Source organism: Mycobacterium sp. 360MFTsu5.1, assembly GCF_000383495.1.
Classification (GTDB): domain Bacteria; phylum Actinomycetota; class Actinomycetes; order Mycobacteriales; family Mycobacteriaceae; genus Mycobacterium; species Mycobacterium mucogenicum_B.
This window is the reverse complement of record NZ_KB911466.1, coordinates 412,210-438,240: the sequence shown is the minus strand read 5'-3', so window position 1 is coordinate 438,240 and position 26,031 is coordinate 412,210. Positions and strand designations below refer to the sequence as shown.

Sequence of the window (26,031 nt, the reverse complement as noted above, 5' to 3'; positions counted from 1 at the left end):
CCAGGAGCCCCAATGCAACTCATCGACTGCCCGTGGTGCGGGCCACGTGAGGAAACCGAGTTCCACTACGGCGGCCAGGCGCACGTCGCGTACCCCGAGGACCCGCACGCACTGACCGACGAACAGTGGGCGCACTACGTGTTCTTCCGCGCCAACCCCAAGGGACTGTTCGCCGAACGCTGGACCCACAGTGCCGGCTGCCGCCGCTGGTTCAACGCCATCCGCGACACCGCCACCTACCGATTCGACCGCGTCTACCGACTCGACGAGCAGAGGCCGACAATCTGATGAGCACCGCACTGCGCACCGAAGCCGGTGGCCGTATCGACCGGGATACGGTGCACACCTTCACTTTCAACGGCCAGGAGTACACCGGCCACGCCGGCGACACGCTGGCGTCGGCGCTGCTGGCCAATGGCGTACATCACGTCACCTCCAGCATCAAGATGGGCCGGCCCCGCGGTTTCACCTCGGCGTGGGCCGAGGACACCGGCGGCCTCGTCCAGATCGAGTACCCCTTCCCCGAGCCCATGCTGCTGGCCACCACCGTCGAGCTGTACGACGGGCTCGTCGCACGCGGCCTCCCGGGACAGGGCCGGCTCGCGGACGTCGCCGACACCGCGCGCTACGACTCGACCCACGTGCACGCCGACGTCCTGGTGGCCGGGGCCGGCCCGGCCGGACTCGCGGCCGCGCTGACGGCCGCCCGCGCCGGTGCCCGCGTCGTGCTGATCGACGAACAGAGCGAGGCCGGCGGCGCCCTGTTGGGCAGCACCGACACCATCTCCGGCCGTCCGGCACTGCAGTGGGTTGCCGACGCGGTCGCCGAACTCGCCACCTACCCCGACGTGCTGCACCTGCAGCGCACCACGGCATTCGGCCACTACGACGACGGCTTCGTCCTTGCGCTGCAACGGCGTACCGATCACCTCGGGGCCGCTGCTCCGGCAGCGGTGAGCCGGCAGCGCGTCTGGCGGATCCGCGCCCGGCACGTCATCGTCGCCGCCGGCGCACACGAGCGGCCGGTGGTGTTCACCGACAACGATCGGCCCGGCATCATGCTCGCGGCCGGCGCTCGTACCTTCCTGCACCGCTACGGCGTCAAGGTCGGCGAGCGGGCCGTCGTGTTCACCACCAACGACAGCGCCTACCAGGCCGCGCTGGATCTGCACGACGCCGGCGTGGCGATCAGCGCGATCGTCGATGCCCGGGACGGGGTCGCCACAGATCTGCGCGCCGCCTGTGATTCCCGTGGCATCGAACTGCGCACCGGATCGGTCGTCAGTGGCAGCCGCGGTGAGAACCGGGTCAGCGCCGCCATCGTCACCGGAGCGGACGGCACGTCCGACGAACTGGCATGCGACGTGCTGCTGATCAGCGGCGGCTGGAACCCCGCGGTCCACCTGTTCAGTCAGGTGCGCGGGCAGTTGCGCTACGACGCCGCCCTCGGCGCGTTCGTTCCGGGTGCCGAGCTCGACGAAGTGAGTGTCGCCGGCTCGGCCGCAGGCACGTTCAGCCTGCCCGGTTGCCTGCGCGACGGTCGCGCCGCCGCCACTCGCGCCCTCGCCGGTCTCGGTTTCACCCCCGCGACCGAACCGCTTGCCGGAGAGTCGGATTCGATCCGGGCCACGGGCGCACCCGCCGTGCTGTGGCGGGTTCCCGATGCCGACGGTGCGACGCAGTTCGTCGATGTCCAGCGGGACGCGACGGTGGCGGACCTCGTTCGCGCGGTCGGCGCGGGCATGCGCTCGATGGAACACATCAAGCGCTACACCACCATCGGCACCGCGCACGATCAGGGCAAGACGTCCGGCGTCGTCGCCTCGGGCATCACCGCCGAACTGCTCGGTGTCCCCGTGGCGGATCTCGGCGTCACCACGTTCCGGCCGCCGTACACGCCGGTCGCGTTCGCTGCCCTGGCCGGCCGCAGCCGTGGCCGGATGTTCGACCCGGAACGCGTTACCGCAGTGCATGATTGGCACGTCGCCCGCGGCGCGGTGTTCGAGGACGTCGGCCAGTGGAAGCGTCCGCGCTACTACCCGCTGCCCGGCGAAGACATGGAGACCGCGGTGTTGCGCGAATGCGCAGCTGCCCGAACGGGTGTCGGCATCCTCGACGGCTCGACGCTGGGCAAGATCGACGTCCAGGGGCCCGATGCCGGCGCCTTCCTCGACCTGCTCTACACGAACCTGATGAGCACGCTCAAGGTCGGCATGCTGCGGTACGGCGTGATGTGCGGCGTCGACGGCATGGTGATCGACGACGGCACCGTGATGCGGCTGGCCGACGATCGCTTCCAGGTCTTCACGACCACGGGCGGCGCCGCCCGCATCCTGGACTGGATGGAGGAATGGCTGCAGACGGAGTGGCCGCACCTGCGTGTGCGCCTCACCTCCGTCACCGAGCAGTGGCACACCTTCCCGGTGGTCGGCCCGCGCTCGCGGGACGTCATCGGCGCGGTGTTCCCGGGCGTCGACGTCAGCAATGAGGCTTTCCCGTTCATGGCCTGGCGCGACACCCAGCTCGACGGCGTGCACGTCCGGATCGGCCGGGTCAGCTTCTCGGGCGAGCTGGCGTACGAGGTCAACGTCATGGGCTGGTACGCAACGGCGGTGTGGGAGAGGCTGATCGAGGCCGGCGAACCCTTCGGCATCACGCCGTACGGCACCGAGACCATGCACGTGCTGCGCGCCGAGAAGGGCTACCCGATCATCGGGCAGGACACCGACGGCACCGTCACGCCACAGGACCTCGGGATGAACTGGGTGGTCTCGAAGAAGAAGCCCGACTTCGTCGGCAAGCGCTCGTTCACGCGCGCCGAGAACCTCAATCCGCTGCGCAAGCAGTTCGTCGGACTCCTGCCGGTCGATGCGCGGACCGTGCTGCCCGAAGGCGCCCAGATCATCGAGACCCCGGCCGACGGCACGTTGCCGCCACCACCGGTTCCCATGCTCGGCCATGTCACGTCGAGCTACCGCAGCGCCGAGCTGGGGCGCCCGTTCGCCCTGGCGTTGGTCAAGGGCGGACACGCCCGTATCGGAGACACCCTCACCGTTCCGGTGGACGGTGCCCTGGTGGCCGTCGAGGTCACCGGTTCCGTCCTCGTCGATCCCGAAGGAGCACGCCGCGATGGCTGAAACCCTCACTCGCCGTAGCCCATTGCAGGGTTGGGCCGCCCAGTTCGCGGCGACCGCACCGGCTGCACTCCTCACCGAGGAGCCGTTCACCACGATGGTCGATCTGTGGGTCGACCCGGCCGGAGCCGGCGGCGCCGCAGCTGCCGGTGTCCTCGGCCTGGCCGCGTTGCCGACCACGCCGGGTGCCTGTGTCACCGGTCCCGATTCGACGGTGATCTGGTTCGGACCCGAGGAGTGGCTGGTGACCTCGACGCAGCGCGGCGGTGAGGCACTCGAGGCCGAGCTGCACGACGCGGTCGCCGCGGCCGGCGGTGCTGCCGTCGACGTGTCGGCACAGCGCACCATGGTGCGGCTGCGTGGGGCACACGCCCGCGACGTGCTGGCCAAGGGCTGCTCGCTGGACCTGCACCCGCGGGTGTTCGGCCCGGGCGCTGCGGCTCAGACGATGCTGGCGTTGGCCGCCGTCGTGCTGATTCCGTTGGACGACAGGGGAACCGACTACCGGATCATCGTCCGCTCGTCGTTCGCCGGCTACCTCGCCGACTGGTTGATCGATGCGGTGGAGGAATTCGAGTAAGGCAGAGCGCCGAAAGTGGGCTTGTGATCGATCACAAGCCCACTTTCGGCGTATTCAGCGGCAGCAGTGCAAAGGATGCGCATTGATCCTGCGCTGCGGGCGACAAATGTCGAGTAACTACGGCCCTGGCCGCAGAGTCAACCAGGACCGCCCATTCACCCTGCAACCACGGCACACAAAGCCGAGTAACGAGCACCGCTGCCGCAGAGTCAATTCCGGTGTCCCTGACCCTGTAACCACGGCGCCGCATCGAAAGTTGGCTTGTGTTCGAAGATCGTGAGATTCTTCGAACACAAGCTCATTTTCGGCGCCAAACAGTCAGTGGCCGCGGGCGATCCACTCCGCCAGATGCGGGGCCTCGGCACCCACCGTGGTGTGGTCGCCGTGGCCGGTGTGCACCCGGGTTTCCTCCGGCAGTGTCAGGATCGAATCCCGGATGGAGTCGATGATCGTCGGGAAGTCACTGTAGGACCGCCCGGTGGCACCGGGCCCGCCGTTGAACAGCGTGTCCCCGGAGAACAGCGCACCGGCCTCCGGCAGGTACAGGCACACCGAGCCAGGCGAGTGCCCGGGCGTGTGAATGACCTCGATCTCGGTACCCGCGACACCGATCCGCTGGCCGGCGTCCAGATTCCAGTACTTCTCGTCGGGATGGCTTGCCTGCCAGAGCATGTCGTCGCCGGGGTGCAGCAGGATCGGCGCGTGCAGCTCGTACGCCAGCTCCGGGGCGACGGTCACGTGGTCGTTGTGCCCGTGGGTGACGACGACCGCCACCACGTTGCGGCCGGCGACGGCGTCGACGATCTGGGGCGCGGTGTGGGCGGCGTCGACGATGACGACCTCCGAGTCATCGCCGATCACCCACACGTTGTTGTCGACGTTCCACGTCCCGCCGTCGAGGCTGAAGGTCCCGGAGGTGACGACGCGGTCGATGCGGAGCTGCCCGCTCACAGCACCACCACCGAACGCAGCACGTTGCCGGCGTGCATGGTGTGGAAGGCGTCCTCGACCTCGTCGAGCTTGATCCGCTCGGAGACGAAGCGCTCCAACGGGATTCGGCCCTGCTGGTAGAGATCGACCAGCATCGGGAAGTCGCGCTCGGGCAGGCAGTCGCCGTACCAGGAGGACTTCAGTGCTCCGCCGCGGGAGAAGAAGTCGACCAGTGGCATCTCCAGCGTCATGTCCGGGGTGGGCACGCCGACGAGGACGACGGTGCCGGCGAGGTCGCGAGCGTAGAACGCCTGCTTCCAGGTTTCCGGGCGTCCGACGGCGTCGATCACGACATCGGCGCCGAACCCGCCGGTGAGCTCCTGCACCGCCTCGACGGTGTCCACTTCGGCGGCGTTGATGGTGTGGGTGGCGCCGAGTTCCTTGGCCCACTCCAGCTTTCGCGGATCCCGGTCGACCGCGATGATCTTGCCCGCGCCGGCGAGCCGGGAGCCCATGATGGCGGCGTCGCCGACGCCACCGCAGCCGATCACGGCCACGGAGTCGCCCCGGGAGACGTTGCCGGTGTTGACGGCCGCGCCGAGCCCGGCCATCACGCCGCAGCCCAGCAGGCCGACCACGGCGGGGTCAGCGTTGGCGTCGACCTTGGTGCACTGCCCCGCGTGGACCAGCGTCTTGTCGGCGAACGCCCCGATGCCCAGCGCCGGGGTCAGCTCGGTGCCATCCTCGAGCGTCATCTTCTGGGTGGCATTGAACGTGTCGAAGCAGTACTGCGGACGGCCGCGCTTGCAGGCCCGGCACTGGCCGCACACCGCGCGCCAGTTGAGGATCACGAAGTCGCCGACCGCCACCGATTCGACACCCGGGCCGACCTCTTCGACGATGCCGGCGGCCTCGTGGCCGAGCAGGAACGGATACTCGTCGTTGATGCCGCCCTCGCGGTAGGTCAGGTCGGTGTGGCAGACGCCGCACGCCTGGATGTTCACCACCACTTCACCGGGGCCGGGGTCCGGGATCACGATGGTGGTGACCTCGACCGGGGCCCCCTTGGCGCGGGCGATGACACCCCGAACTTGTTGCGGCATAGAGATACTCCTTGTTTGTCAGGGACGTTTCAGGGGACGGTTTAGATCAGAGAACGAGGCAGAGCCGGAACGCGTCGTAGATCGCGGCGTGGATGTTGCGACTGGCGACGGCGTCACCGATCCGGAACAGCTGGTAGCCGCCGTCGGCGTTGCGCATGACGGTCTGCGGCTGCAGGTTGAGCAGCGCCTGCTGGTCGACCTCGCCCAGGTTGGTGGAACCGGGGACCAGGCCGAAGTACAACTCGTCGGACGGCAGCGTGCCATGTTCGACGACGACGTGGTCGACCATGCGCTGCCGCGTGGCATGCGCGTATTCGTTGTACAGGTCCACTTCGAGCCGGCCGTCCTTGCGGCGCACCCCGGTCAGGCGCTCGTTGAGTGTCACCCGCACGTCGTGCTCGGCGAACACCTTGAAGTAGCCGGGGTAGTTCACGCCGCCGACGTCGGGCGCCAAAGTCCGCTCGGGGGTGACGAACTCGAGGTCGACGCCGGTCCGGGCCAGCACCTCGGCGGCATCCAGTCCAGGGTGGCCGCCGTTGTCGTCGTACAGCATGACCTCGCCGCGCGGATGCACCGCGCCGCACAACACGTCCCAGCCATCGGTGACGAGATTGGCGCCCTCGGTGAGGAATTCGGTGTTCGGCACGCCGCCGGTCGCGACCACGACGATGTCGGGGTTCTCGGCCAGCACCTCGTCGACGTCGACGTACCGGTTGGTGCGGATGTCGACCCCGAGCAGCTTGCACTCGTCCAGCCGCCACTCAATGATGCTGATGAGATCGCGCCGGCGCGGTGACGACGACGCGATTCGCACCTGCCCGCCGGGCAGGTCGGAGGCCTCGAAGACCACGACGCGGTGACCGCGCTCGCCGAGCACGCGGGCGGCTTCCAACCCGGCCGGCCCGGCCCCGATGACCACCGCCGTCCGCGCGGGCCCGGACGCCTTGTCGACGCGATGCGGCAGCCGGTCTTCGCGACCGGTGGAGGGATTGTGCACGCACTTGGCGTCGCGGTTCTGGTAGATCTCGTCGAGGCAGTAGGTCGCGCCGACACAGGGGCGAATCCGATCCTCCTCGCCCGCTTGGATTTTCGCGACGATGTGCGGGTCGGCGATGTGCGCACGTGTCATACCGACGAGGTCGAGCAGGCCGTCGCGGATCGCGTGCCGGGCGGTGGCGACATCGTTGATGCGGGAGGCATGCATGACGGGGATGCCGAGTTCCTTCTTGACCTGCCCGGCGAACGACAGGTGCGGGGCGACCGGGGTCCCCATCGGCGGGATGACGCGCGACAGCGCCTCGTCACTGGCCATGTAGCCCTTGATCACGCTGATGAAGTCGATGCCCTCGGGCACGAGGCGTTTGGCGATCTCGATGCCGTCCTCGTACTGCAGCCCGCCGGGCAGGTCCTCGTCGAGTGACATCCGGATGCCGACCGCGAAGTCCGGTCCGGCGGCCTCGCGCACCGCCCGGATCACCCTGAGCGGGAACCGAAGTCGGTCCTCCATGCTGCCCATGCCGTACTCGTCGTCGCGGTGGTTGGTCAGCGGCGACCAGAACGCGTCGAGCAGATGGGTGTAGGCCTCGAGTTCGATGCCGTCGAGGCCGGCCGCGCGGCACCGCTCGGTGGCGTCGGCGTAGGCCTTGACGATGCGGTCCATGTCCCACCCCTCGGCCACCTTGGGGAAGGACCGATGGGCGGGTTCGCGGATGGCGGACGGGTACACCACCGGCAGCCAGTCGCCGTCGTAGTTGCTGGTGCGCCGGCCCAGGTGGGTGATCTGGCACATGACGGCGGCGCCGTGTTCGTGGACGCCGTAGGCCAGCTCGCTGAGCCACGGCACGATCTCGTCCTTGTAGACGTGCAGGTTGCCGAAGGCAGAAGGGCTGTCGGGCGCGACGACCGCGGAGCCGCCCATCATGGTCAGCGAGATGCCACCCTTGGCCTTCTCCTCGTGATACAGCCGATAGCGGCGCTTGGGCATGCCATCTTCGGTATAGGACGGCTCGTGCGATGTGCTCACCACGCGATTGCGCAGGGTCATGTTCTTCAGCCGGAAGGGCTGCAGGAGCGGATCGATGAGCTGATGCGCCATGGGCGAGTCCGTTTCTTTCCGATGGTTCGGACGTGGTTCACACACCGTTTACGACCCCATAAGTACCGCTTGACCAGGTACAAATGCTGATCTACCGTATGTGGCGTAACTAATATATCACTCGTCTATCAGCCCGTCTACGGACATCGAAAGGGGAGCTTCCGGTGACCATCAGCGTGTTCGACCTCTTCTCCGTCGGCATCGGTCCGTCGAGCTCACACACCGTCGGACCGATGCGGGCCGCCGCCCGATTCGTCGACGATCTGCACACCCTCGACGCCTTCGGCGGCGCCACCGGGGTCGCGGACGTCCGGGTCGACCTCTACGGGTCACTGGCCGCCACCGGCGCCGGCCACGGCACCATGACGGCCATCCTGCTCGGCCTCGAAGGCAACCGCCCCGAGGAGATCCGGACCGATGTCATGGAACGGCGCGTCGAGGAGATGCGGGCCTGCGGCCACATCATGCTCGGCGGGCTACGCCCGATCGCGCTCACCGAGGCCGATATGGTCCTGCGCCCGTTGACGGTCCTGCCGTTCCACCCCAATGGCATGACGCTGACCGCACTCGATGCGCACGGGGCCGAGTTGCACCTGCAGACCTACTTCTCCATCGGCGGCGGGTTCGTCGTCACCGAGGCCGAAAGCCTGCAACCCGCCACCCCGACCGCCACGACCCGGGCGCTGTCGTTCCACTCCGCCAAGGAGATGCTGGAACTCTGCCGCCAACGCGACTGCCGCATCAGCGATCTCATGCTTGCCGTCGAATGCGAGATCCGTACTGCCGACGAGGTCCGCGCCCGGCTGCTGCACATCCGCGACGTGATGGTCGAGTGCGAAGTGCGCGGCATCGCGCGCGACGGCTACCTCCCCGGGCCCATGCGCGTGCGCCGCCGCGCCCGGGACTGGTTCGAGCGCCTCAATGCCGAGGACTGGAACAAGCAGCCCGAATTCGCCGAGGACTGGGTGAATCTCGTCGCGCTGGCTGTCAACGAGGAGAACGCGTCCGGCGGCCGGGTCGTCACCGCGCCCACCAACGGCGCCGCCGGCATCGTGCCCGCGGTGATGCACTACGCCGTGCACTACACCCGGGCCGGCCGCCGCGATCCCGACGGCACCGCGGTGCGGTTCCTGCTGACCGCGGGCGCCATCGGTTCCCTCTACAAGGAGCGCGCGTCCATTTCCGGCGCGGAGGTCGGCTGCCAGGGCGAGGTCGGGTCGGCGGCATCGATGGCGGCCGGCGCACTGGCCGAAATCCTCGGTGGCACACCGGAACAGGTCGAGAACGCCGCCGAGATCGCGATGGAGCACAGCCTCGGACTCACCTGTGATCCCATCCAGGGGCTCGTCCAGGTTCCGTGCATCGAGCGCAACGCGATCTCGGCCGGCAAGGCCATCAACGCGGCCCGGATGGCACTGCGCGGCGACGGAGCGCACTACGTCTCGCTGGATCAGGTCATCGAGACCATGCGGACCACCGGCGCCGACATGCACTCCAAATACAAGGAGACCTCCATGGGCGGCCTCGCGGTCAACGTGCCGGTGAACTACGTCGAATGCTGAATGCTGTTGCAGGAGAGGGAGACAACGATGCACCTTGATTGGTACGACCGCGGCATCCTCACCTTTGTGCTGGGCTGCGCGTCGGGTGCGGAACCGTCCAACGACGCGTCCCTGGCGCAGTTCGGGATCACCACACCCCGGGTGATGCGCCGGTTCGACGCCGTCCTCGACGCCGTCCGCTCACACCAGTTCCCGCTCGATGACGCCGATCTGACGCTCGTACACCAGGCCGTCGACTATCGAGACCACATGCCGCGCACCGGGTAAACCCTACGGCCGCAACCCCTCAGGGCTGCTCGCTGACGGATTCGGCGACACGGAACGCGACCATGCGCGCGGTGTCCTCGTCTGCGGCCTCCACCATGACCCGGACCACCTGTTCGGTTCCGGAGGGACGCAACAGGATTCGGCCGGTGTCACCGAGTTCGGCCTCGGCTTCCGCGACCGCGGTCTGCACCGCCGGCGCCTGGGCCACCGTGGCCTTGTCGGCCACCTCGACGTTGATCAGCACCTGCGGCAACGTCTTCATGGGCGCACACAGCTGCGCCAGGTTCGACCCGGTCTGCGCCATGCGCGACATGAGCCGCAGTCCGGTGACGATGCCGTCGCCCGTGGTGCCCAGCTCGGGCATCACGATGTGGCCGGACTGCTCGCCGCCGAGCGAGAACCGTCCCGCGCGCAGCTCTTCGAGCACGTACCGGTCCCCCACGCCCGTCGTGCGCACCTCGATGCCGGCCTCGCGCATCGCCAGGTGCAGGCCGAGGTTGCTCATCACGGTCGCCACCAAGGTGTTCGAGACCAGCTCGCCGGCGTCGCGCATGGCCAGCGCCAGCACCACCATGATCGCGTCACCGTCGACGAGGGCGCCCGACGCGTCGACGGCCAGACAGCGGTCGGCGTCGCCGTCGTGGGCCAGGCCCAGGTCGGCGCCGTGGTCGATGACGGCCTGCTGCAGCTGCGCCATGTGGGTGGAGCCGCAGCCGTCGTTGATGTTGAGGCCCGTCGGCTCGGCGTTGATCGCTATAACTGTGGCTCCGGCCGCTCGATATGCCTGCGGGGCGGCCGCCGAGGCGGCGCCGTTCGCGCAGTCGACGACGACCGTCAGTCCGGCCAGCGGCGCGACCGCGGCCTTGGCGGCGTGGGTGAGGTAGCGGTCCAGTGCGTCTGCGGCGTCGAGCACGCGGCCGATGCCGGCGCCCGTCGGCCGGGTACCCGGACCGGCGGCCACCAGTTCGGCGATGCGGTCCTCGGTGTCGTCATCGAGCTTGTGCCCGCCGGTACCGAAAATCTTGATGCCGTTGTCCGGCATGGGGTTGTGCGAGGCGGAGATCATCACGCCGAGCTGCGCGTCATACGAGGCGGTCAGATAGGCCACCGCGGGGGTCGGCAGCACGCCGACCCGCAGCACGTCGACGCCCTCGCTCGTGATGCCGGCGATGACCGCGGCCTCCAGCATCTCGCCACTGGCCCGGGGATCTCGTCCGACGACTGCGACGCAACGGCCGGCGCCGGAGGTCGAGCAGAGCCGGCGGGCGGCAGCTGAACCCAGCGCCAACGCCAACTCCGCGGTCAGATCACGGTTTGCGACGCCACGGACGCCATCGGTGCCGAACAGCCGACTCATGAACCTTCTTTCGTCCTTCAGATGACCCCATGAAACGCCGAAGGCGGGCGTGTCTAGACTGCGACACGCCCGCCCACGAGCAGAAACGATCAGCGCTTGCTGTACTGAGGCGCCTTGCGGGCCTTCTTGAGGCCGTACTTCTTGCGCTCGATGGCACGCGGGTCACGGGTCAGGAACCCGGCCTTCTTGAGTGCCGGACGATCCTCGGGCTGAACCAGGATCAGCGCACGGGCGATGGCCAGACGCAGCGCGCCGGCCTGACCCGAGGGGCCGCCACCGTCGAGGTGGGCGTAGATGTCCACCGTGTCGACGCGGTCGACGGTCACCAGCGGGGCCTTGATCAGCTGCTGGTGCACCTTGTTCGGGAAGTAGTCCTCCAGGCTGCGGCCGTCCAGGTTGAACTTGCCGGTGCCGGGCACCAGGCGAACGCGGACGACGGCTTCCTTGCGGCGGCCAACGGTCTGGATCGGACGGTCGATGTACACGGGCTCGCGCGGTGCCGCTTCTTCGGTCACCTCGAACTCGGTCACTTCAGTCACGTCGACTTCAGTCACTGGGCCACCTGCTTGATCTCGTAAGGAATCGGCTGCTGCGCGGCGTGCGGATGATCGGGACCCGCGTACACCTTCAGCTTCTTCTGCACCTGGCGGGACAGCTTGTTGTGCGGGAGCATGCCGACGATCGCGTTCTCAACGGTGCGGGTCGGGTGCTTCACCAGCTGTTCGCCGATGGAGCGCTTGCTCAGACCGCCCGGGAAACCCGAGTGACGGTAAGCAAACTTGTCGGTGAGCTTCTTGCCCGACAGGGCAATCTTCTCGGCGTTGATGATGATGACGAAGTCACCCTCATCGGAGTTGGGCGTGAACGTCGGCTTGTGCTTGCCGCGGAGCAGCTTGGCTGCTTCCACGGCGAGCCGGCCGAGTACCACGTCTTGGGCGTCGATGACGTACCACTGACGCGTGGTGTCACCCGCCTTCGGCGTGAACGTAGGCACAGCTATACCTCTTCTTCTCGGGTTGAGTCCCGGTGCTATCCGGGTGCCGGTCAAGTACGCGACCTGCGAATTCCCGGCGACCGACGGTGACCCGGGAAGCATTGGCCTGACGGCCTGCAGCGCACCAACGTGGGAGCTTACCCGGGTGCGTCACCGCAGGTCAAAACGCGGGTGAGCGCCTCGAATGTGAAGAAGATGGCGAAGAAATCGAGATTCCTCGCCATCTTCCTCACGTTCGGCGACCTCGGGTCAGTACACCCGGTCCTGCTGGTCGGGCACGACGCTGCCGTCCGCCCGGTGCAACGGCGCCTTGGCGCCCGTCGGCTCGATGTGGCCCTTGGTGGCGCAGGCGTACGGTTCGGCCTGTTTCTTGGGATCGATGAACATCGGGTTCACCAGCCAGTTGCCGCCCGCGTTGTCATAGGCCGTGCACATCAGCTCGGTCTTGTTGCGGTTGAGCACCAGCCGCAGCGCGGTGGCGTCGGTGAGGAACGTGACGTCGGTGTCGGAGTCACCGGCGGCGAAGGCCGCACGCTTGGGCTCGGGCTGTTGGGTGAAAGCGGCGGGGCCGGTCACGCCGAACACCTCTTCGTTGACCCGGCAGCGTTTGCCCTCGATGTAGGTGATGGCGGGCTCGCCGCCGCACGGCACCAGGCGCGACGTCAGCACATCGCCGTCGCGTTCGGTCCGCACGCCCATGACGTGGTCGGCCGGGATGTTGAGTTCTTCCGCCCACACCCGGGCCACCGGTTCGGCCGAGGCCGAGATGATCCGCACGTCGAAACCGTTGGCGTGCAAGGTTTCCACCAGGTCGCGCATCTGCGGGTAGTAGCGCACCCAACCAGTCTGCATACCGCTGCCGACCTTCTGCTCGGTGCCCGCCGGGGCATCGAGGTTCTCCTTGCGGGCCGTCTTCGCGAACTCGATCACCTCGGCTTCGCGCCAGCCGGCCTGCATCTGCGCGGCCCAGGCGTACGCCGGTTCCATGCGGCGCGCGTTGAACCCGGCGAAGGCGGGCTCCCCGGCCTTGGTCTTGGCATCGGTGTAGACCGACACGAGCTCGTCGGCGCACGCGGTGTCGGTGTCTGTCGGCATCGGCTGCCCCGGCTTGGCCGCGGCGCAGGCGCGGGCCAGTGCCGCGACGGCCGGCGGCGTCAGGAACATGCTGGTGGACGCCCAGTTGCCGTCGGCCGGTGCGCGGAGCTTGCCGTTGCGCACCATCCAGAAGAAGGTGGCGTCGCCGATGTCGTTCTTGACGATGGTGTTGTCCCAGTCGAACAGCGCCAGTGGCGCCCCCGCGGTCACCGAACCAGCGGCGCCGCACGTGCCCAGCTTGGTGAGCATGGCGTCGATCCGGTCGCGGTTGTCGCCGTACCAGGCCGAGTTCTGCGCCAGCGTCCGGCACGACGCCGCGCTGGTGGTGGGCGACTGTGCCGCCGGGGTGCTGTCGTGGCTGCTACAGCCGGACATGGCGAGGAGGCCGGCCAGCGCAGCGGCGGAGGCCAGTCGGGTCATGCGGGTCACGGTTCTCCTGGTGTCAGGTGAGTGTCACGTCAGTTCGGCGGCGCCCGGCGCTTCGAGCGAGGTGTCGCGGGAGGTGTCCTTGAGGTCGACGCCCGAGCGGCCCAGGGCGCGGGCACCGGACACCAGCCCCGCCGCGACGCGCGCGGCCTCGGCATAGCCGAGTCCCTCGGGCGGGTGGATGTTCGAGATGCAGTTGCGGTCGGCGTCGGTGCGGCCCGGCATCGGCAGATGCGTCAGGTAGATACCCAGGCTGTCGGCCACCGACAGGCCCGGCCGCTCCCCGATGATCACCAGCAGGGTCCGCACCTTTTGCGCCGCGCCGACGTGGTCGCCGAGGGCCACGCGGGCCTGCGTGGCGATTACCGGCGGAGCCAGGGTGTACTGGTCGCCCAGCCGCGCCACCAGCTCGGCGAGCAGCGCCGGACCGTGCTTGGCCAGCGCGTAGGGCGAGAGCCCGTCGGCCAGGACGAAGCCGATGTCGGCCGGGGTTTCCGGAACATCCATGGGCGTGGCCGGCAGCCGGCCCAGATCGGGGCGGCGCAGGTACTCGCTGCGGGACTCGGCCTGGCTGCGCACCACCGCCGGTTCGCCGATGCCGATCTCCCGGACGCGGGCCGCGAGGGACTCGACGTCGAGGGGCTCGTGGACGGCGTCGCGGGCGGCGGCGTGCGCCGCGGCCAGCTCGAGGACCTCCCGGGTGGGCAGCGCATTGCCGGCGCGGCCCAGTCCGATGCGGGCCTGAGTGGTCTTGCGGAGCTCGTCCCAGAACTCCTGGATTGCGAGATCTTCGGTCATCGTCATCCCGCCGCGGTGAGCGCCCGCAGCGCCGAGCGCTGCAGATCGAACTTGGTCAGCTTGCCGGAATCGTCGGTCATACCGACCTTCTTGAGCCAGGCGTCGAACTCCGGAGCCGGCTTCAAACCGAGTGTCCGGCGGACCGCCACCACGTCGTGGAACGACAGGCTCTGGTAGCCGAGCATGACGTCGTCGGCGCCGGGCACCGTGATGACGAAGGCACAACCCGCCGCGGCCAGCAGCGTGAGCAGGGTGTCCATGTCGTTCTGGTCGGCTTCGGCGTGGTTGGTGTAGCAGACGTCGACGCCCATCGGCAGCCCGAGCAGCTTGCCGCAGAAGTGGTCCTCGAGCCCGGCCCGGATGATCTGCCGGCCGTCGTAGAGGTACTCCGGTCCGATGAAGCCGACGACGGTGTTGACCAGCAGCGGGTCCAGCGCGCGGGCGACGCCGTAGGCGCGGGTCTCCAGCGTCTGCTGATCGACGGGCCGCCCATCGGTGCCGAGGTGCGCGCCCGAACTGAGCGCCGAGCCCTGCCCGGTCTCCAGGTACATGACGTTGTTGCCGACGGTCCCGCGGTTCAGGGAGCGGCCGGCCTCGTTGCCTTCGCGCAGCAGCGCCATGTCGACACCGAAGGCCTTGTTGGCGCCCTCGGTACCCGCCACGGACTGGAACACCAGGTCCACCGGAGCGCCGGCCTCGATGAGACCGATCGTGGTGGTGATGTGCGACAGCACGCAGGACTGCGCCGGGATGTCGTAGCGGCTGCGGATGTTGTCGAGCAGGTGCAGCAGGTCGGCGGTGGCCTGCGGCGAGTCGGTGGCCGGGTTGATGCCGATGACCGCGTCGCCGCATCCCATCAGCAGTCCGTCGAGCACGGCGGCGGCGATGCCGCGCGGATCGTCGGTCGGGTGGTTGGGCTGCAGCCGGGTGGCCAGGGTGCCCGGCAACCCGATGGTGCTGCGGAAGGCCGCGTGCACCTGGGTGGCCGCGGTGACGGCGATCAGGTCCTGGTTCCGCATGATCTTCGAGACCGCGGCCGCCATCTCCGGCGTGATGCCGGGGGCGACGGCAGCGATCTTCGCGGCGGCGTCGTCGCCGGCCACCGCGTCCAGCAGCCAGTCCCGGAAACCTCCCACCGTCAGGTGGGAGACTTCCGAAAACGCTTGCTGGTCATGGGAATCCATGATGAGCCGGGTGACCTCGTCGGTCTCGTACGGCACCACCGCTTCATTGAGGAAGGTGTCCAGCGGAAGGTCGGCCAGTGCCCACGCCGCGGCAGCCCGCTCGGCGTCGTTGTGGGCCGCGCACCCGGCGAGTTCATCACCGGAGCGCAGCGGCGTGGCCTTGGCCATCAAATCCACAAGCCCGTCGAAGGTGTGGTTCACCCCCGAAATCCGCTGGTGGTACTTCATTTCAGCTCGTCCTCGGCTTCTGCGAGCATCGCGAACTCTTCATCAGGAGAGTTTGCCACCAAATGGTGCCGGCTGTAGACCGCGAAGTAGAGCATGAAGGCGCAGAACACCAGCAGGCACAGGCCCACGGCCTTGGGGTCGACCAGGAAGGTGGCGATGACCGCGACGACGGCGATGACGAGCGCGAAGCCGGTGGTGGCGATGCCGCCCGGGGTGCGGTACGGCCGCGGCATGTTCGGCTCGCGGCGGCGCAGCACGATGTGGCTGACCATCATCAGGACGTAGCTCACGGCCGCACCGAAGACCGCCATGTTCAGCAGCAGGTCGCCCTTGCCGGTCAGCGACAGCAGGAAGCCGATGACGCCGGGGACGATGAGCGCCAGTGTCGGCGCCTTGCGGGAGTTGGTCACCGACAGCTGGGTCGGCAGGTAGCCCGCCCGGGACAGGGCGAAGAGCTGACGCGAGTAGGCGTAGATGATCGAGAAGAAGCTCGCGATCAGTCCGGCCAGGCCGATGTAGTTGACCAGCTTGGCGCCGACGCCCGAACCGAGCGCCTCGACGAGCGGGTTGCCCGAGGCCGACATCTGTTGCGCGCCACCGACACCCGTGGTGAGCACCAGCACGACGGCGCAGGTGACCAGCAGGACCGTCATCGCCGCGATGATGCCGCGCGGCACGTTCTTCTCCGGGTTCGCGGTTTCCTCGGCGGCCAGCGGCACGCCTTCGATCGCCAGGAAGAACCAGATGGCGAACGGGATGGCGGCCCAGATGCCGAGGTAGCCGTGCGGCAGGATCGCCGAAGCCCCGGCCGCGTTGACGTCGACCGCGATGGTGGTCAGGTTGGAGACGTCGAACTGCCCGATGGCACAGACCGCGAAGATCACCAGGCCCAGCAGCGCGATGGCGGTGATCACGAACATCACCTTGAGCGCCTCACCGACACCGGACAGGTGGATGCCGATGAAGAACGCGTAGGCCGCCAGATACACCCACCAGCCGTTGTGAATCCCGAAGAGTCCCAACGATTCCACGTAGGCGCCGATGAACGTCGCGATCGCGGCGGGGGCGATCGAGTACTCGATGAGGATCGCGGTGCCGGTGGCGAAACCGCCCCACGGGCCCAGGGCACGACGGGCGAAGGTGTAACCGCCGCCGGCGGCCGGCAGCGCCGAGGACAGCTCGGCCATGCCCAGCACCAGGGCCAGGTACATGCCGGCGATGATCACGGCGGCGATGGCGAGGCCACCGAAACCGCCGTGTGCCAGACCGAAATTCCAGCCGGAGTAGTCCCCGGACACCACGTAGCTGACGCCGAGTCCGGCGAGCAGCAGCCAGCCCGCCGTGCCCTTCTTCAGCTGACGTTTCGCGAGGTATTCGTTGCTCTCGACGTGCTCTTCGACACCGCGAGCGGAGTGCTCACTGGGTGGGTTGGTGATGGACACTGCGAACTCCTGAAAGAGGGATGGCGGATGCCGAATTGGCCTGCCCCCAGGAGTCTTCTGGTGCCGGCCTTGATCATTGTGTCGCCGAACGCTTTTGGAAAGCGTCGACCGAGAAAGGAAGCGAGCGCCCGCGCATTCGGGGGGTACGCGGGCGCTCGCGGTTCGTGGGAGCTACGCGCTTCGTTTCCTTGCGCGCTCGCTCATCAGAGTGCTCGTTTCCTCGCGCGAGCGCTCGTCAGAAGAACCCCTGGGCCTTCGTCGAGTACGAGACGAGCAGGTTCTTCGTCTGCTGGTAGTGGTCCAGCATCATCTTGTGGTTCTCGCGGCCGATTCCGGACTGCTTGTAACCGCCGAACGCGGCGTGCGCGGGGTACATGTGGTAGCAGTTGGTCCACACGCGGCCGGCCTTGATGTCGCGGCCCGCCCGGTAGGCGACGTTGCCGTTGCGCGACCACACGCCGGCGCCGAGGCCGTACAGGGTGTTGTTGGCGATCGAGATGGCGTCGTCGTAGTCCTTGAACGACGTCACCGACAGCACCGGCCCGAAGATCTCCTCCTGGAAGATGCGCATGCCGTTGTGGCCGGAGAACACCGTCGGCGTCACGTAGTAGCCGCCGTTGAGGTCGCCACCCAGCTCGGCCCGCTCGCCACCGGTGATCAGCTGTGCCCCTTCGGACTTGCCGATCTCGATGTAGGACAGGATCTTCTCCAGCTGGTCGTTGGAGGCCTGCGCGCCGATCATGGTCTCGGTGTCCAGCGGGTCGCCCTGGCGGACGGCCTTGGTGCGGATGGCGGCCAGCGCCAGGAACTCGTCGAAGATGTCGGCCTGGATCAGGCTGCGCGACGGGCAGGTGCAGACCTCGCCCTGGTTCAGCGCGAACATGGTGAAGCCTTCGAGCGCCTTGTCCTGGAAGTCGTCGTTGGCGGCCATGATGTCGTTGAAGAAGATGTTCGGGCTCTTGCCGCCCAGCTCCAGGGTGACCGGGATCAGGTTCTGGCTTGCGTACTGCATGATCAGCCGGCCCGTGGTGGTTTCACCGGTGAAGGCGATCTTGGCGATGCGATTGCTCGACGCGAGCGGCTTGCCGGCCTCGACGCCAAAACCGTTGACCACGTTGACAACACCCGCCGGCAGCAGGTCGCCGATGAGCGAGAACAGGTACATGATCGACGCCGGGGTCTGCTCGGCGGGCTTGAGCACGATCGCGTTGCCGGCGGCCAGCGCGGGGGCCAGCTTCCAGACGGCCATCAGGATCGGGAAGTTCCAGGGGATGATCTGGCCGACGACGCCGAGCGGCTCGTGGAAGTGGTAGGCGACGGTGTCGTCGTCGATCTCGGAGATCGAGCCTTCCTGGGCCCGCAGCACGCCCGCGAAGTAGCGGAAGTGATCGACGGCCAACGGGATGTCGGCGTTCAGGGTCTCGCGGACCGGCTTGCCGTTGTCCCAGGACTCGGCGACGGCGATGGCCTCGAGGTTCTGCTCCATGCGGTCGGCGATGAGGTTGAGCACCCGGGCGCGGGCGGCCGGCGAGGTCTTGCCCCACGCGGGCGCGGCGGCGTGCGCGGCGTCCAGCGCCTTCTCGATGTCGGATTCGTCCGAGCGGGCAATCTCGATGAACACCTCACCCGTGACCGGGGTACGGTTCTCGAAGTAGCGACCGGCAGCGGGTGCCACCCACTCGCCGCCGATGAAGTTGTCGTAGCGGGCCGGGTAGGTCATCACCGAACCCTCGGCACCGGGACGCGCGTAAACAGTCATGGGTTCACTCCTCCAGTGGGTGACAAAACACAGATGTGCTGCTGGTCACTAACGGTACGCAGAAGTGGGTTGCAACACAGTTGCATCGTTGAACGCGATGGAACCGGAGCCCGTCAGCCGAGGTCGGCGTCCAATCCCGCCAGGTGCCCGACCGCCTGCGCCCGCACGACGGCGTCCGCGGATGGGTGGTTGCGCAGCAATTGCCAGCCGTGCCGGTCGTCGCGGCCGTCGGGCAGCGCCAGCCACCGGCGCAACAGGCCGACGTGTCCGGCCGCGGACGCCGACAGCACCGCGGTCCGCAGGCTCTCCCCCAGCTCGGTGCGCAACCGGGCGATCGCCGGTGACACCGATTGCGGCAGCAGCGCACCCGAGTAGTGGGACAGCGCGGCGTCGACATCACCGCGGTGCAGCGCGGCGAAGACGTCGGCGACGTCGCTGTCGATCGGGGTGAGCAGCCGGTAGGGCCGCGACGCCACGTACTGGGCGCCGATGACCCGGCGCAGGCGGGACATCTCGACGCGGATGGTGACCGAGTCAAGATCGTTGTCGTCCAACAACATTGCGAGATGGTCGGCGCTCAGACCCTCGGGATGACGGCTCAGCAGAACCAGGATGTCGGCGTGCCGGCCGCTCAGGGTGTGCTGGCGCGGTTGTCCGTCGTCGCCGGTGGCGACCCAGCGCGGACGGTCACCGCCCAGCACCGTCAGGCGAGCCATGGTCACCGGACTCGGCGTGGGCTGCAGCAGCCGCTGCAGCGCCAGGTGGTTCTCGATGGCCATCACCGTCGCGCGCACCAGGCCCAGGGTCTGGGCCGAGGCAATCTGGCTGTCACCGGTGAGGTCGACGCAGCCGATGAGCTCGCCCGTCGTCGGGTCGTGCACCGGCACCGCCGTGCAGGTCCAGGGCTGCACCAGGCGGGCGAAGTGTTCCGAGCCGTGGATCTGCAGTTCCCGGTCCAGCGCCAGCGCGGTGCCCGGAGCGTTGGTGCCGGCGCTGCGCTCGCTCCAGTTGGCGCCGGCCACGAAGTTCATGGCCTCGCCCCGGCTCAGGGCCGTCTTGTCGCCCTCGACCCACAGCAGGGTGCCGTCGGCGGCGGCCACCGCCACCATGACACCGCTGTCCTTGGCGTCCTCGACCAGCAGTTTCCGGATCACCGGCAAGGCGGCCGCGATGGGTTGTTCGGCGCGCAGCTGGTCCAGGGTCTTGGGCACGACGGGCGTGAACTGCGCACCGCCGAGGTCGGGGTCCACGCCCGTGGCCAGGCTGCGGCGCCAGCTGTCGGCGATGACGGGACGGACGGCGGCGGGGTCCAGGTGCTGGGCGTCGATCTCGCCGGTGACGAACCGCTGGTGTACTGCGCGCAGCGTGGAGCCGGCCGGCGACCCCTCGGTGCGGCTGGTTCCCACGACACTCACACTCCTCGCAGGTCGGATACACACCTGCGTGGCCGCCAGGGTAGCCGACCTGGGTGTTCCAGGACACACGTTGGGTCCCGAGCGCGGCCATGACTGTGTGGTCCCGCCCCCGGCTCTCCTCCGGGGGCAGGACCACACAGGGCTTGGGTGGGCTAGAAGACCCAGTCGCCCGCCGCGCGCCGATCGGTCGCGGCGATGTCATCGGCGCCGTCACGGACGGCATTGCCGAGGCTGTGCAGGATGTCGTTGAGGGCGGCCGCCGACTGGTTCCAGCGGGCCTGCTCGGCCTGGAAGGCTTCGGCCGCCTCGCGGGTCCACGTCTGCTGAAGTGGTGCGACGAGGTGCCGGAGCTCTTCCAGCGACGTGTTCATCCGCGCCGATGTGGCATGGATTTGTTGGCGGACGGTGAATTCGATCTCGCCGAAGTGGTACGACAGTGCCGGTTGCATATGCCTTGTCCCGTCAGATCGCGTGACCGGTGGCGCCGATGCGCTGGGCATGGGAATCGGCCGCCTGACTCAGCACCGCCGCGTTCGAGCGGATGGTTTCGGCGATGCGTTGCAGTGACGCGTGCAGCTTCATCGATTCGCCGTTCCACCGGTTCACCACGTCCTGGAATCGGGTCGCCGCGGCACCGCCCCACACCGTCGGCGGGATGGCCGTCATCTGACCGATGAAGTTTCCGAGCATGGCCCGAATCTCCTCGTTGCGGACCTCGACCTTGCCGGCGATCCCCGTCATCAGATCGAAATCTGTAGTCAGAGCGCCACTTTCCGGAGCTGTCATGATTTCCTCTCGATTGGGTTTGATAGTTCAGACGTTTCCCACGGGTATTCGGTTCCCTTGCGGTGCAAGTTTTTTCAGTCAGTCCGACGGGCCGAGCGGATCGCGGTGTCACAGGCCGGTTGGACGGCCGCGCCCTGGCACCCCACGGCGATCCGGACCGGTCCGTCGAGCAGCACCGACCACTCGACCGTCCGCCCGCTGCGCACCTCGCGGTACCGCACGGCCGCGCGCCCGGCACTGACACCGGCCTCCTCGAAATCCACGATGACGCCGTCGGGCAGCTTCGTCGACGCCTCCCGCAGCGACCTTGCCGCCACGTCGAGCGTCTGCTCCCGCGGCACGACCGATTGCGTGAGGTGGATGACCTGACCGTGGTCATCGGGCGAAATGATCTGCAGCCGAGCCGATCCCGCGCCCGCAAGCGCCCGGTCGACCGTCCAGCGCACGGGGATCTGCACCGCCACCCGGCCTTCCACGAGCCACGTGAACTCCGGGTCTGCGACCGCGGCGACGGGCGGCGCTGGGGCGTCTCTGTTGGACAGGCCCACTGCCCCAGCGCCGATGACCGCGACGGCCGCGGCGAAGGCAGTCGCGATGCGCGCCCGCGGGGAACGGGTCGCTGCGGCGCTGCGGGTGCTGTCCTCGTCGGCCTGGTCGAGCAGATCGTCGCAACTCAGAATCTGTGCCGGGACGCCCTGATCCTGCAGCAGTGCTTGCATTTCGGCGGCCAGGGGCGCGGCGCCGGGAACGCCGATGGGCGCGTCGATCACGACGTGGCCGTGCCACGTGGTTCGCGCGATGACGGCCTCGGCGGTGGCGCTGTCGGTGCGTCGTGCGACGGACGCGGCCGCCCCGGGACGGGAAATCGTCACGATGTCCTCCCCCAGTTCGACGACCGCGCAATCGGGTTCGCCGCCGGCCGCTCGGAGGGCATCGGTTCTGCGCGCTATGACGACGTGAGAAACGCTGGTGGGGACCGCCGTCCGAACTCGCTCGATCCTCGCCGGCGACCACCACGTCGGGCAGACCACCGTGATGGCCGACGCGGTGCCAGCCGCCGCCGCCATGACGTCGCGCCAGATGCGTTGGGCGGGAAGGACCGCCGCACGCAGCAGGCCCAGCGGTTCGTCGACGCACTCCAATGCGGACGAGACCAGGTCGACGTCGACGTCTCCCGGCCCGCGGATCGTGTTCGGTCCAACCACCACAACCGTCATGGCGGCTCGGTCCAGCCGATCTGGATCAGCTGGTCAGGTTGTCCGCGCCGCACCACCACGGCCCGGCCGGGCGGCAGCGTCATCGGCCGTGCCGCGCCCAGCAGCGGCCCTTCTTCCGGGCTGGTGCTCATGACGATGCCCGTCGCGCCCAGGTCCCGCATGCGCGACAGCAGCGGGTCGAACATCGCGCGTGCGGCACCACCGGAGCGGCGGGCGACCACGACGTGGAGCCCGATGTCCGCGGCGTGCGGCAACAGGTCGAGCAAGGGGCCCAACGGATTTCCCGCGGCTCCCATGACCAGGTCGTAATCGTCGACCACGACGTGGATTTCGGGGCCGGACCACCAGGACCGGTCCCGCAACTGCTGCTGAGTGATGCCAGGGCCCGGCAGCCGCGCGGCCAGCATGGAGAGCGCCGCGTCGAGCTCTGCGGCGGTCGTCACGGCCGACATCGCATAGCCGCACAGGTGCGGCGATTCCACCACCCCCAACAACGATCGCCGGAAATCGACGATCAGCAGCTGGGCCCACGCGGGATCGGTCTGGTCGACGATCGCGCGACACAGCGTCCGCAACGCCGAGGTCTTGCCGCACGCCGTGTCGCCCATCAGGATCAGGTACGGATCGGCGCTCATGTCCAGGGCGAACGGTTGCAGGTCTTCTTCGGATACGCCGATGACGTACCGCGGCGGGCGTTCGGCGGTGGCCGCGAGCGCGGCGTATTCCACGCGTTGCGGAAGCAATTCGATCTGGGGCGCCGGGGACTGATGGCCGGCGATCCGGTCGAGCTCGGGCCGCGCGACCACGAACTCCTTGCCGTCTCTGGTGAGGCCCCGGCCCGGCGGGCAGGTGGTGAGCAGATGGGCACGGCGGCGGTCCATTTCGGACTCGCTCGGGTCACCGAGCCGCAATTCGACCCGGGTGCCGATGTGGTCTTTCAGCATCGGCCGCAGTTCTGCCCACCGATTCGCGGTCAGCACGACGTGGATCCCGACCGACAGGCCCTGCGCGGCCATGGCGGTGATGGGCTCCTCCAGCGCATCGAATTCCCGACGCAGCGTGGCCCAACCGTCGACGGCCAGGACCACCTCACCGTAATTGTCCGGAAAGGGCGCTTCGGGGCCGTGCTGCTGCCGGAAGTCCTGGCGCCGGCGGCACAGCGAGGCCAGCTGGGAAACGATGCGCCGCAACAACTCCGGATCATTCCGGCCGGCGACGGTGCCGACGTGCGGGTGCTGTCGCAACGCCGTCAGCGCACCGTCGCCCAGATCGAGGCCGTAGACGCTGAGGCCGTCGGCAGGCGTGGTCACAGCGAGGCCCAGTAGCAACGTCTGCAGCGCAACAGATTTCCCCGAGCGTGGGCCGCCGACGATGGCCACGTGCCCACCGGACCCGCTGAGGTCGGCAACGAGAGGCTCGCGGCGCTGCTGAAACGGGTTGTCCACCAATCCGATCGGGACCCGCAGCGGACCGCCGTCGGTGCCGGCCGCCAGCAGATCGGACAATGCGGGCGAATTCGTGAGGGGCGGCAGCCAGACCGGATGAGCTTTCGCGCCGCGACCGGTCAGCCGGCGCAAGGTCGTCTCCATCAGCGTCGGCCCGGCCGGCGGGTGAGGCGTGACCACCGGGGCCTCGACGGTGAACAGGCGCGGAACCGGGCGTTCGTCGTGGCTCTGTGGGACCGGCCCCGAGACGAATGCAGTGTGAAATCGCACCAGCTTTCCGTCTGCGGTACGCAGCAACCCCGCACCCGGCGTTCCGGGCAGCTCGTGTGCGTCGGTGACCCCGATGACGGCCCGCGACTCCGCCGCCGAGAACGTCTTGAGGCAGACTCGGTATGAGAGGTGGGTGTCCAGTCCGCGCAGGCGACCCTCGTCGAGACGCTGGCTGGCCAGCAGGAGATGAACGCCCAGTGATCGACCGAGGCGGCCGATGGCGACGAACAGCTCCGCGAAATCCGGATGCTGGCTGAGCAATTCGGAGAACTCATCGACCACGATGAACAGGGCAGGCAGCGGTGGCAGGTCGGCGCCCGCCGCGCGTGCCCGCCGGTGGTCGCCGATTCCGGATAGGTTCCCGGCCGCCCGCAACAGTCCTTGGCGCCGTGTCAGCTCGCCGGCGAGGGCGTCGTGCATCCGGGCGACCAGATGTGCTTCCTGCGCCAAGTTGGTGATGACGGCCGCGACGTGGTTGGCCTGTTCGAAGCCGAGAAACGTTGCACCGCCTTTGAAGTCGACGAGGATCAGATTCAGCTCGTCCGGCGAGTGGGTGCTGATCAGACCCAGCGTCAGGGTGCGCAGGAACTCGGATTTGCCGGAACCTGTTGCGCCGATGCACAAGCCGTGCGGACCCATGCCGTGCTCGGCCGGTTCCTTGAGGTCGAGCTCGACCGTCGCACCGGTGTCGTCGGTACCGATCGGCACCCGCAGCCGATGCCGGGCCGGACGAATCGGCCACCCGTCCCCCGCCACGTCCGCGCCGACGAACGTCGTCCGATCATGGTGTCGGCGTGCGTTGTCCGCACCGACGGCCAGGCGGTAGCGCGCCACACGTCGTCCGCAGGTCTCTGCTTGTGCGGCCGTGAGCACGTCGGCGGTCGAGCAGGGCGGAAGCGTCGACGCCGTACCCGGCGCGCCGAGCACCAGCAGTGTCACCGCGTCGGTGTCCACGAAGACGGCGGCCGCCGGACTGTCGACCAGCACCACCAGATGACACCCGGCGATGGCAGTGACGGCACCGAGGTCCGTAAACCGCAGCGGCTGCCCGCCGAGCACGCCCGAGCGATAGTGGTGCGGTAGCCATTTCAGCCAGTCCCACTCGACTGATCCGGCGACCGCGGCGATCTTCAGCTGGTCGGGTCCATGCCACATGGCCAGCTGGCACACCATTGCGCGCGCCTGTCCCCGTGGATCATCGCCGCCGACGTCGATCCGCCGCAGCCGATTGACGACGACCGTCACCGGGACATCGGGCACGGTCGCGGCGGTTCGTAGCAGCCGATCGAGCGCCGAGGCGGTCAGCGGATCCGTCGTCCCGTCGCCGGTGGCGGGTACCGGAACGAGTCTGGTGTTTAGTGGGCGTTCCCCGATCCCGACGCGGATTTCGGTGAAATCGTCTTCGTTCCAACGGCGTTGCCACATCCGTTCGGAGCCGGCGAGCGTCCACAGCGTGTCCGGCGGCGGGTGGTTCTGATGTAGTACCCGATGCTGCTCGGCTGCGGTTCGCTCCGCGCACTCACCGATCGCGTCGAGATACACCAGGTACTCACGCCGATCTGCGTCGATCTCACCTGCCCGGCGCGCACCGCGCGATCCGAGGACAGTGCTGCCGACCAGCGACAGCACCATCATCGCCGGAAACAGTAGGAACATCGGATTCCGGCCGGTGGCCGAACCCGAACGGAAGTAGAACACCATCATGCCGGCCATCGCCAACAGCATGAGCACGGGTGCGACGCGGGTGACGACATTGCCCGACGACAATCGCGGCACCTGTGGTGGTGTCCGGACCTCGATGTCTTCCGCATCCAATGGGACTACGGGAGATCGTGCGACTCTGGTGAATTCCATCGAACTATCAGACGTACCCCGACGCCGTTCGGTTCCATCGATTTTCGTGTCGGGTAGGGACCCGATGCACGGTTACGGTGAGATCGGCAT

The 26,031-nt window shown here is 68.4% G+C and carries 21 protein-coding genes; 5 read left to right on the top strand and 16 right to left on the bottom strand.

Translation table 11 applies throughout. From position 1 onward, the window contains the following. The first annotated feature begins 12 nt into the window (after positions 1-12). The 3 genes from H289_RS0114430 to H289_RS0114420 are packed head-to-tail and all read left to right on the top strand — an operon-like array spanning position 13 to position 3,714. Positions 13-288, top strand: coding sequence for a sarcosine oxidase subunit delta (locus H289_RS0114430; RefSeq protein ID WP_020101504.1), 276 nt, complete (start codon positions 13-15; stop codon positions 286-288). Next, positions 288-3,137: a 2Fe-2S iron-sulfur cluster-binding protein gene (locus H289_RS0114425; protein WP_020101503.1), complete on the top strand. Its 2,850-nt coding sequence runs from the start codon at positions 288-290 to the stop codon at positions 3,135-3,137. The genes H289_RS0114430 and H289_RS0114425 overlap by 1 nt, the downstream gene beginning before the upstream one ends. Further along, complete coding sequence (locus H289_RS0114420; RefSeq protein WP_029105237.1) at positions 3,130-3,714, top strand: sarcosine oxidase subunit gamma; 585 nt, start codon at positions 3,130-3,132, stop codon at positions 3,712-3,714. The genes H289_RS0114425 and H289_RS0114420 overlap by 8 nt, the downstream gene beginning before the upstream one ends. A gap of 318 nt (positions 3,715-4,032) precedes the next feature. On the opposite strand, the gene H289_RS0114415 is transcribed toward H289_RS0114420, so the two are convergent. The 3 genes from H289_RS0114415 to H289_RS0114405 are packed head-to-tail and all read right to left on the bottom strand — an operon-like array spanning position 4,033 to position 7,842. Further along, complete coding sequence (locus tag H289_RS0114415; RefSeq protein WP_020101501.1) at positions 4,033-4,665, bottom strand: MBL fold metallo-hydrolase; 633 nt, start codon at positions 4,663-4,665, stop codon at positions 4,033-4,035. Next, entirely contained in the window at positions 4,662-5,747 is a 1,086-nt protein-coding gene (locus H289_RS0114410; protein WP_020101500.1) for an S-(hydroxymethyl)mycothiol dehydrogenase, read from the bottom strand. Before H289_RS0114410 ends, H289_RS0114415 begins: the two co-directional genes overlap by 4 nt. Positions 5,748-5,793: 46 nt before the next feature. After that, entirely contained in the window at positions 5,794-7,842 is a 2,049-nt protein-coding gene (locus tag H289_RS0114405; protein WP_020101499.1) for an NADH:flavin oxidoreductase, read from the bottom strand. A 164-nt stretch (positions 7,843-8,006) separates the two neighbouring features. Between H289_RS0114405 and H289_RS0114400 the strand changes: the two genes are divergently transcribed. Together H289_RS0114400 and H289_RS0114395 are read left to right on the top strand one after the other, a co-directional pair. Beyond that, positions 8,007-9,404, top strand: a complete 1,398-nt coding sequence (locus H289_RS0114400) for an L-serine ammonia-lyase (protein WP_020101498.1) — start codon at positions 8,007-8,009, stop codon at positions 9,402-9,404. A gap of 27 nt (positions 9,405-9,431) precedes the next feature. Then, the gene (locus tag H289_RS0114395) at positions 9,432-9,671 is read left to right on the top strand and encodes a hypothetical protein (protein ID WP_020101497.1); all 240 of its coding nucleotides are present in this window, start codon (positions 9,432-9,434) and stop codon (positions 9,669-9,671) included. A 19-nt stretch (positions 9,672-9,690) separates the two neighbouring features. On the opposite strand, the gene glmM is transcribed toward H289_RS0114395, so the two are convergent. The 13 genes from glmM to eccCb all read right to left on the bottom strand — a co-directional run bounded on the left by glmM (position 9,691) and on the right by eccCb (position 25,941). Further along, positions 9,691-11,028: a phosphoglucosamine mutase gene (gene glmM / locus H289_RS0114390; RefSeq protein ID WP_020101496.1), complete on the bottom strand. Its 1,338-nt coding sequence runs from the start codon at positions 11,026-11,028 to the stop codon at positions 9,691-9,693. An 89-nt stretch (positions 11,029-11,117) separates the two neighbouring features. Then, on the bottom strand, positions 11,118-11,558 hold the full coding sequence (gene rpsI / locus H289_RS0114385) for a 30S ribosomal protein S9 (RefSeq protein WP_502685705.1): 441 nt from the start codon (positions 11,556-11,558) through the stop codon (positions 11,118-11,120). A 20-nt stretch (positions 11,559-11,578) separates the two neighbouring features. After that, on the bottom strand, positions 11,579-12,022 hold the full coding sequence (gene rplM, locus H289_RS0114380; protein ID WP_020101494.1) for a 50S ribosomal protein L13: 444 nt from the start codon (positions 12,020-12,022) through the stop codon (positions 11,579-11,581). Between the two features lie 249 nt (positions 12,023-12,271). Beyond that, positions 12,272-13,537 carry an HAD family hydrolase gene (locus H289_RS0114370; RefSeq protein WP_036420576.1) on the bottom strand — a complete coding sequence of 422 codons (1,266 nt, stop codon included), beginning with the start codon at positions 13,535-13,537 and terminating at the stop codon, positions 12,272-12,274. Between the two features lie 33 nt (positions 13,538-13,570). Further along, positions 13,571-14,347, bottom strand: coding sequence for an ethanolamine ammonia-lyase subunit EutC (eutC, locus tag H289_RS0114365; RefSeq protein ID WP_020101491.1), 777 nt, complete (start codon positions 14,345-14,347; stop codon positions 13,571-13,573). Further along, positions 14,344-15,753 carry an ethanolamine ammonia-lyase subunit EutB gene (locus tag H289_RS0114360; protein WP_020101490.1) on the bottom strand — a complete coding sequence of 470 codons (1,410 nt, stop codon included), beginning with the start codon at positions 15,751-15,753 and terminating at the stop codon, positions 14,344-14,346. Before H289_RS0114360 ends, eutC begins: the two co-directional genes overlap by 4 nt. Further along, positions 15,750-17,195, bottom strand: a complete 1,446-nt coding sequence (gene eat, locus H289_RS0114355) for an ethanolamine permease (protein ID WP_020101489.1) — start codon at positions 17,193-17,195, stop codon at positions 15,750-15,752. Before eat ends, H289_RS0114360 begins: the two co-directional genes overlap by 4 nt. A gap of 235 nt (positions 17,196-17,430) precedes the next feature. Next, entirely contained in the window at positions 17,431-18,954 is a 1,524-nt protein-coding gene (adh, locus tag H289_RS0114350; protein WP_020101488.1) for an aldehyde dehydrogenase, read from the bottom strand. Between the two features lie 113 nt (positions 18,955-19,067). Then, entirely contained in the window at positions 19,068-20,360 is a 1,293-nt protein-coding gene (locus H289_RS0114345; protein ID WP_020101487.1) for a GAF domain-containing protein, read from the bottom strand. A 161-nt stretch (positions 20,361-20,521) separates the two neighbouring features. Beyond that, positions 20,522-20,818 carry a WXG100 family type VII secretion target gene (locus H289_RS0114340; protein WP_020101486.1) on the bottom strand — a complete coding sequence of 99 codons (297 nt, stop codon included), beginning with the start codon at positions 20,816-20,818 and terminating at the stop codon, positions 20,522-20,524. Positions 20,819-20,831: 13 nt separating this feature from the next. Beyond that, entirely contained in the window at positions 20,832-21,155 is a 324-nt protein-coding gene (locus H289_RS0114335) for a WXG100 family type VII secretion target (protein ID WP_029105234.1), read from the bottom strand. A 74-nt stretch (positions 21,156-21,229) separates the two neighbouring features. Beyond that, positions 21,230-22,372, bottom strand: a complete 1,143-nt coding sequence (locus tag H289_RS0114330; RefSeq protein ID WP_020101484.1) for a type VII secretion-associated protein — start codon at positions 22,370-22,372, stop codon at positions 21,230-21,232. After that, on the bottom strand, positions 22,369-25,941 hold the full coding sequence (gene eccCb, locus H289_RS0114325) for a type VII secretion protein EccCb (RefSeq protein WP_029105233.1): 3,573 nt from the start codon (positions 25,939-25,941) through the stop codon (positions 22,369-22,371). Before eccCb ends, H289_RS0114330 begins: the two co-directional genes overlap by 4 nt. Positions 25,942-26,031 lie beyond the last annotated feature (90 nt).